Below are 717 nucleotides of genomic sequence, written 5' to 3'. Positions count from 1 at the left end.
TATTGATGTTGATTTCGTCAGGCTCGATGGTGAGGGAGGTATTTGCTCGACCCAAACTAGACCTCACATTCTACGGGCTGAAGAGCTTCATCATCAACGCGCCTACGCGCTTGCAGGCTATTTTGCAGAAAAGCTGATTTTTGGGGATGTGGCGATCGGTTCCGGCGGATCAGAGAAGAGCGATCTCGCGAAAGCGACGACGCTTGCGGCCCAACAGATCACAAGCTTCGGCCTCGGTGACATTGGGCCAATATGGCTCTGGTCAAGCAGATCCGACACTCTGGTCTCTGATGCGATCAATTGTCACCTGCCAGAGCTGTCGGAATTGATCGAGCAGTCACAGGCTCTCGCGCTCGATATCTTACGCCCGCATGAAGGTCTGTTGCGAGCCATGGCCACTGCACTGTGCGAAAGCGCCATACTCTCTGGCGATGCGCTGTCAGCCTTCTTGTTTCAAGTTTCACCTGCGTTCGAAGTGGAGGAGGGCCTATGAGCAAAGATGTTCGTGTTCATCCTGTGACGGGTGACAAACTCACACGTGAGGAGCGCCCATGGACAATCTGGATCAAAGGGCAGAAACATCAGTGCCTTGTTCCCGGCTGGTATCCCGAAGGAAATGCCCTCTCGATCCACGAGAGTGAAGATTTCCTCGCGATCGAAAGGTTCATTGAAGAGATAAAGGCCTTTGAGGCGGATGACTCAGGTGAGGGCGATGAC

General features: G+C 53.6%; 2 protein-coding genes. Both read left to right on the top strand.

What is annotated here, in order from left to right; genetic code table 11:
- Positions 1-493, top strand: a 493-nt coding sequence (locus AC07ED_RS07405) for a M41 family metallopeptidase (RefSeq protein WP_478242031.1), incomplete at its 5' end; no start/stop codon positions are given.
- On the top strand, positions 490-717 hold a 228-nt coding region (locus AC07ED_RS07400), incomplete at its 3' end, for a hypothetical protein (RefSeq protein ID WP_105234369.1). The genes AC07ED_RS07405 and AC07ED_RS07400, both read left to right, overlap by 4 nt.

This window comes from Aestuarium zhoushanense (assembly GCF_056431045.1).
This window is presented reverse-complemented; position numbering and strand designations above follow the sequence as displayed.